This is a genomic window from Halonatronum saccharophilum DSM 13868 (genome assembly GCF_000517025.1).
GTDB lineage: Bacteria > Bacillota > Halanaerobiia > Halobacteroidales > Halobacteroidaceae > Halonatronum > Halonatronum saccharophilum.
This window is the reverse complement of sequence record NZ_KI912091.1, coordinates 235,444-242,089: the sequence shown is the minus strand read 5'-3', so window position 1 is coordinate 242,089 and position 6,646 is coordinate 235,444. Positions and strand designations below refer to the sequence as shown.

The 6,646-nt window shown below is 32.6% G+C and carries 6 protein-coding genes and 1 tRNA gene; 1 reads left to right on the top strand and 6 read right to left on the bottom strand.

From position 1 onward, the window contains the following. Positions 1 to 270: sigma factor (locus HALSAC_RS0101335; RefSeq protein WP_027338758.1), on the bottom strand; the 270-nt coding region annotated here is incomplete at its 3' end. Positions 271 to 562: 292 nt separating this feature from the next. On the opposite strand from HALSAC_RS0101335, the gene HALSAC_RS0101330 reads away from it, so the two are divergent. Then, positions 563 to 639 (top strand) — tRNA-Ile (locus HALSAC_RS0101330). Between the two features lie 45 nt (positions 640 to 684). On the opposite strand, the gene HALSAC_RS0101325 is transcribed toward HALSAC_RS0101330, so the two are convergent. From HALSAC_RS0101325 to uppP, 5 genes are all read right to left on the bottom strand, one after another. Beyond that, entirely contained in the window at positions 685 to 1,419 is a 735-nt protein-coding gene (locus tag HALSAC_RS0101325) for a CPBP family intramembrane glutamic endopeptidase (RefSeq protein ID WP_027338757.1), read from the bottom strand. Between the two features lie 136 nt (positions 1,420 to 1,555). Further along, complete coding sequence (locus HALSAC_RS16220; RefSeq protein WP_027338756.1) at positions 1,556 to 2,392, bottom strand: helix-turn-helix domain-containing protein; 837 nt, start codon at positions 2,390 to 2,392, stop codon at positions 1,556 to 1,558. A gap of 155 nt (positions 2,393 to 2,547) precedes the next feature. Then, positions 2,548 to 3,285, bottom strand: coding sequence for a GntR family transcriptional regulator (locus tag HALSAC_RS0101315; RefSeq protein WP_027338755.1), 738 nt, complete (start codon positions 3,283 to 3,285; stop codon positions 2,548 to 2,550). Between the two features lie 52 nt (positions 3,286 to 3,337). Continuing rightward, a complete protein-coding gene (locus tag HALSAC_RS0101310) occupies positions 3,338 to 5,659 on the bottom strand; it encodes an FtsK/SpoIIIE family DNA translocase (RefSeq protein WP_027338754.1) in 2,322 nt (773 codons plus the stop codon). Between the two features lie 80 nt (positions 5,660 to 5,739). Further along, positions 5,740 to 6,510: an undecaprenyl-diphosphatase UppP gene (gene uppP, locus HALSAC_RS0101305; protein ID WP_027338753.1), complete on the bottom strand. Its 771-nt coding sequence runs from the start codon at positions 6,508 to 6,510 to the stop codon at positions 5,740 to 5,742. Between the last annotated feature and the right edge of the window lie 136 nt (positions 6,511 to 6,646).

Below are 6,646 nucleotides of genomic sequence, written 5' to 3'. Positions count from 1 at the left end.
GCACAAATGAGCAAAACCACGAAAAGACGCCTCACGCTTAATCTTATAATCCCTAATTGCTTTATATAATCCTACTAATCCTTCTTGAATTACATCATCATTATCTAACCCTTTAATATAAAAAAGTTTAGATTTAGCATATACAATATCAATATTATTATTTATCAGATATTTTTCTGCAGACCTGTCCCCATTTTGAGCTAAACTTATTATATCATGCTCTGTCATTTCATCATATTTACTTTTGCTTTTGCTACTAACTCTACCCATTTTATCCCACCTTGCTTTGATGTTTTTAGGCCCGTAAACCCTAATAAACACTATCATTATATCATGTCTTAGCATTCTCGTCAAAAGATACCCCAAGCAATAATCAAAAGTCTATATCTTAAAAGAAATTAAAACCTCTATTTTAGTTTAACCCCATATCATTTGGTCTCAATTCCAAAGAACCTTGAACATAAAAAATCACTACTTTAATAAAGAAAAAATATTCAAATATTCTATTGACATTTAGATTCATTTTAGTTATACTAATAGATGTTGTTCGAGAAAAAACTATGGACCTGTAGCTCAGTTGGTCAGAGCAATCGGCTCATAACCGATTGGCCGGGGGTTCAAATCCCTCCAGGTCCACCATTAAAAAAACCTGATATTAATCAGGTCTTTGTATTTTTATAGCATTTAAATTAAATTGACTCTCCAAAAAATATACACCAAAAGAACAATGATCAAATTCCATACACTATGTGCAATAATGCATGAGTATATAGATTTACTCTTCTCATAAATCCACGCTAATAAAACACCACCCAAAAATGTAGGTATAAACAACCATAAACTAGAATGGGCTACCCCAAATATAATTCCATTCAATAACATTCCCATTAAAACACCAAATCTATCTTTACAATAAAAGTATATCAGCCCTCTAAAGAATATCTCTTCTGTTATAGGGGCAACTACTACTATCAAAATACTGTACAGCAAAAAAACTGTATTACTTTGTAAATCCAATAAATTCTGAATAACCTCTTGAGCTGGAGCTTCCCAACCAAATAAATTATTTACCAGTTGGTAAAAGATATTGTTTATAAATATTATAGAAAGGCATATACCAACCCCTCCAAAAATTCCGTATTTCATAATAGTTGAAAGGTTATCTAACTTAAAACCTAAATCAGCAAAAGAAATTTTATACCGTACTTTTAGAAAAAAAACTGTTATTATAACTAATAATATAGCCTGCATAAAGTTTAAAACTAAAGGTTTAATAGAGGGGTCTAAGTTAACACCTAAAAATTTCGTTAGCCCTTTAAAGGAAAAAAAGAATAGTATTGTGAATAGAAGTGTTAAAATTATGATTATTATAATATCAATAAACTTCCAGCCAGTCTCTTTTTCTACTATATAAGACATTACTAACCACCTTCCTTAAGGACTAGCAACTGTTCTTAGCTCAATTAATAATTAATCTTATACAAATCAAAGTCTAATTTTCTAACATATTAATATAAATAGTATTCTACCTATATAATAGTTATTACTTAAATTCTTAATCTATACTAAAGATTTTACTCACTACTTCTCCCTTTGCTCCAAAAGGACCCATCTCCTGACCATCTTTAATAATCATAACTCCTGCTGCATTACCTATCCTAACTCTAATATCTCTTCCAGTAAAATCTCTTACCTCTCCTTCTCTAGATATGCCTGCAAAAACCTCTTCTCCTTCTATTTCAACCAGATACCAGCTATCCTCTATAGATTTAATTTCAATCTCTAAGGTAGTATCATCAAAAACCTCCCCTGTATAACTTAAATCTTCACCTGAATTTGGAGACTCCTTTTGTTCATCATTAGTCAAATCTATTCCATAATCATTGGTTTCTTCTATATCTTCTTCTATAATAGCCTCAGCCTTGTCACTCATCTCACCAATAGATAACTCTACCCTTTCAATCACTTTTGGACTATAACCACTAGCTCCATCTACTAAATAATCATAAATAAAAATAGCAAAATAAATAAAAATAATAACTGCTACAGCCCCTAATGCAAATAACATAGCAGTTAATAACCCATTTTGATGATTATCAGCGAAACTAGATAGCTTCTCTTTTAACTTCATAGGTTCTTCTTCCTCTTCTTCTGACTCTTTTATACTATTATCTTCATATTTTTTTAGAATTTCTTGCTTATCTAACCCTAAATAGGACGAGTAGACCTTTAAAAAGCCTTTGAGAAACACCTCGCATTCAACTCTATCAAAATTCCCATCCTCAATAGCCTGCAAGTAATTAGAACTTATTTTTGTCTCCTCTTCTGCTTCTTCTAAAGAAATTCCTAATTTTAACCTTTTATCTTTAAAAACCTTCCCGAGCTCCTCCATAATCATCCCCTCCTGTTTACAGTTATTTTAATATTTCGACACTATAACATTGAATCCCTTTATATTATCATAAATATAATAACTTATTATATTTATTTAAACTAAAACAAATATAAATATCCACCAGAGTCGAGACTCTGGTGGATATTTATATTTTATATTCTATCTCTTAAAACATGAAATTCAAACTTATCACTTCTAAAATAATTTTTTGAATAAAGTATAGGATTATCTCTATCATCATAATGCATCTGCTTTAACAAAAGAAGAGGCTCTCCAACCTCTAAATCTAATTTATTAGCTAACATATCATTAGCTACAATTGGTAATATATCAGCAACAGCATAAGATATATATATATTAAACTCCTTTTGTAGAAATTTTAATAGTGAAAGACTTATATCTTCTTTTTTAACCTCTTTAGTAAATAAGGCTTGAGGTATATAATCTTCGCAATAAGCAACTGGATTATCATCTGCAGTTCTTGTCCGATAAAGAATCAAAAAATCACTATCTTTTTTCCTATTAAATTCTTGGGCCAAATTTTCTACATGATTATCCCATTTAAGTTCTAACTCTCTAGTTCCTGCCTTCTGCCCCATAGATTCAATTGACTGTGTAATACTATGCAACTCTTCAATACCACTTTTAAAGAGAGTAGATTTTTCAGTAATAAAGGTCCCAACCCCCTGCATCCGATTGATCTTACCTTCCTTCTCTAAAACCCTTAAAGCTTCCCTTAAAGTCGCGCGACTAACACCAAAATTCTCCGATAACTTAGCCTCTGAAGGCAATCTATCTCCTGGCTTATATTCACCTTCAAGAATTTTCTCATCTATCTTCTCCTTCACCAATAAGTAAAGTTGCCTTGAATCCTTTCTTATCAAACTCATCTTCCCACTCCTTATATGTGCTTTGTGCTCATAGCTCATAAATCATAGCTTTTTATTTTTTATTCTCTGCTGTACCCAATAGTTTATCCAAATCTTCTTTTTCAATTAAAACTTCTCTAGGTTTACTTCCTTGGTGCTCCCCAACTATATTATCCTCCTCCATCTTATCTATCATTCTTGCAGCACGGTTATATCCTATTCTTAATTTTCTTTGTAACATAGAAATAGAGGCTTTACCATTTACAACTAACCTAACAGCCTTCTCATAAAGCTCATCCTTTTCATCCTCAAGTTCTATCTCTATATTCTTATTCTTGATATCAGCAATCTTTTGAGCATATTCTGGTTTCATCTGACCTCTTACAAAATCAACTACCCTCTTTAACTCATCATCAGATATAAAAGCTCCTTGAATCCTCTTTAGTTGATTAGAACCTACTGGTGAAAAGAGCATATCCCCTTTACCTAATAACTTCTCAGCACCACCTGTATCTAGTATAGTTCTAGAATCCGTCTGCGAAGATAAAGAAAAGGATACTCTAGTAGGAATATTTGCTTTAATCAAGCCAGTAATTACATCAACTGAAGGTCTTTGTGTAGCTAAAACCAAATGAATTCCAGCTGCCCTAGCTTTTTGGGCCAACCTACAGATGGCATCCTCTACCTCTCTAGCAGCAACCATCATCAAATCAGCAAGCTCATCAATTATAACAACTATATAAGGTAAGGGGTCACTACCTTCAGCTTCTAATCTCTTATTATAACTATCAATACCTCTAGCTCCACTACCAGCAAATAGTTCATATCTATTGTCCATCTCTTGAACAACCCAACGCAAAGCTGTAGAAGCTTTTTTAGCATCAGTAACTACAGGAGACACTAAATGAGGAATCTTCTTATAAATTGTTAGCTCCACCATCTTTGGATCAATCAATAAAAACTTAACCTCTTCAGGTGTAGACCTATATATTATACTATTAATCAAAGTATTTACAAAGACACTCTTTCCTGAACCAGTTGCTCCCGCTACTAACATATGTGGCATCTTAGATAAATCAGCCACTACTGTATCTCCACCTATATCCTTGCCAAGTGCTATAGTCAACTTGGATAACGCTCCTTGGAATTCTTCAGATTCAAATATCTCACGAGCACTTACAGTTGTTTGGCTATTATTAGGAACCTCAATCCCTACAGCGGCTTTTCCAGGAATTGGTGCCTCAATCCTAACATCAGATGCTGCTAAGGATAAAGCAATATCATCTGCTAAATTAAGTATCTTACTCACCTTTACCCCTGGTGCTGGTTGAATCTCATAGCGAGTTATAGTTGGCCCGTAATTAACATCTGTTATCTGAGCTTTAACCCCAAAATTACTTAATGTTTCTTTTAGTATCTCAGTCTTATCGATATAGGATATCCCATCATCATCCCTGTTATTTAAAAGATCTAAAGATGGAAGCTGATATTGACCAAAGTCCAAAGGATCTTGAACAGAATTTTTATTTAATTTCTTATTTATTCTCTTCTTCTTTTTATAACTTTCCTCTTTAACAGCCTGTTTTTGATCTAACTCCTTAGCTACAGCTACTTCCTTCAATGAAGAATCTACCTCTTTTTTTATAATCTCTTTAGCTGGAGTAGAATTCTTCTTTTTACTTTTAGACTTAACTTTATCCTTTACCTTTAATTTTGACTTTGACTTTGTCTTCGGCTTAACTTTATCCTTTTGTTCTTTCTTTTTCTTGTAGTATCTAGAAAATAATCTCTTTAAGCTAAGACCTTTATTTTTAGATTCTTTCTTCTTTACAACCTTAGCTTTTGGCTTTGGTTTTTTCTTGACCTTAAAAGCCTTCTTAAAGAAAATTTGACACTTTTCTTTAATTCCAACCATCAAGCTAACTAAGAAAACATCAAAAATCAATAATAAACTTACCAAAGTAAGAGCAGATAAAATTACATAAGTGCCTCCATCTGCAAAAAATTTCCTCAGTATATATAAGAATAAACCTCCAATAATCCCTCCACCTTGACCAGAGAAAGCAAAAACAAACTCATCTGGATGCTCCACTGGTAGGTGTAAAGAAATTAAGCCAACAGATAATAAGATAATAAAACCCACCATCCTTGAACTCATATTAACCTTAAACTTACTCTTATAAATCATACCGATGCCAAAGATTATTAATAGTACAGGAACTCCATAGATACCTCCGCCCACTATTAATCTCATACCTTTAGAAAAAGCCTCTCCCACAAATCCCGTATCCTTAGATAGTAGACTAATAGTATTTAATAGGGCCAAAACAATCAAAGCAATTCCCATAAATTCATATTTTCTCTTTTCAAATATATTCTTCAAAGTCTCTTTCATAGTCTCCACCCCACATTATTTAATTCTACTTCTACAAAATAATATCCTTCTTAAAAATCAATTCTAATCTTTTGTCTAACTTAATTCAATAATATCGTTATGAAGCCTAAGAGCCAGCAATAATAAGCAAATAAACTTAACCGCTCTTTATTAATAACCTTCAACAAGAGTTTAATTGCAAAGTAACCAGATACCATCGATATAAAAGTTCCTATCCCCAACTCCATAAAACTAATATCTCCCATACCTTCTTTCATCAAATCTATACTCTCTAATATTGTAGCTCCCCCTATTACCGGTATTGATAATAAAAAAGAGTACTTTGCTGCCAACTTTCTATCCAACCCCTTAAACAGCCCACCTACTATTGTAGATCCTGACCGAGATATCCCAGGAAATATGGCAAAAGCTTGAGCAAATCCAACAACCAAGGAATCAGACCAGTTCATCTCCTGCATTACTCTCTCTTTAACTCTAACCCTATCTGAAAGCCATAATAAAAGACCAGTAACCAGCAACATAAATCCCACTAATCTCAAATCTGAAAAAGCCTTTTCAAACCTTTCTTCAAATAAAAGTCCACTAACAAGGGCAGGTATAGTTCCTAAGGCTATATATATAGTAAATCTACGACATTGAGGTTTAAAGGTGATTATATCTATAATATCTTGCCAAAATACTATAAATACTGCAATCAATGTACCAAAGTGCAAGAATACTTCAAGAGTAATACCTGCCTTCTCTACCCCCAATATACTTTGAAAAATCACAAGATGAGCCGAACTACTAACAGGCAAAAACTCTGTCAAACCCTGTACCAAACCTAATATTATAACTTTGATAAAATTCATCTTAACCCCCTCAATTTTAAGTGATTTTAACAACTAAATCTATAAATCTCTTTCTCCAGACTAATATTAAGAGGGTGTTAAAGATATTAAATACTGTATGTGAGTTTGCAATCTGTCTCGTTAAACTAAGGCTTGT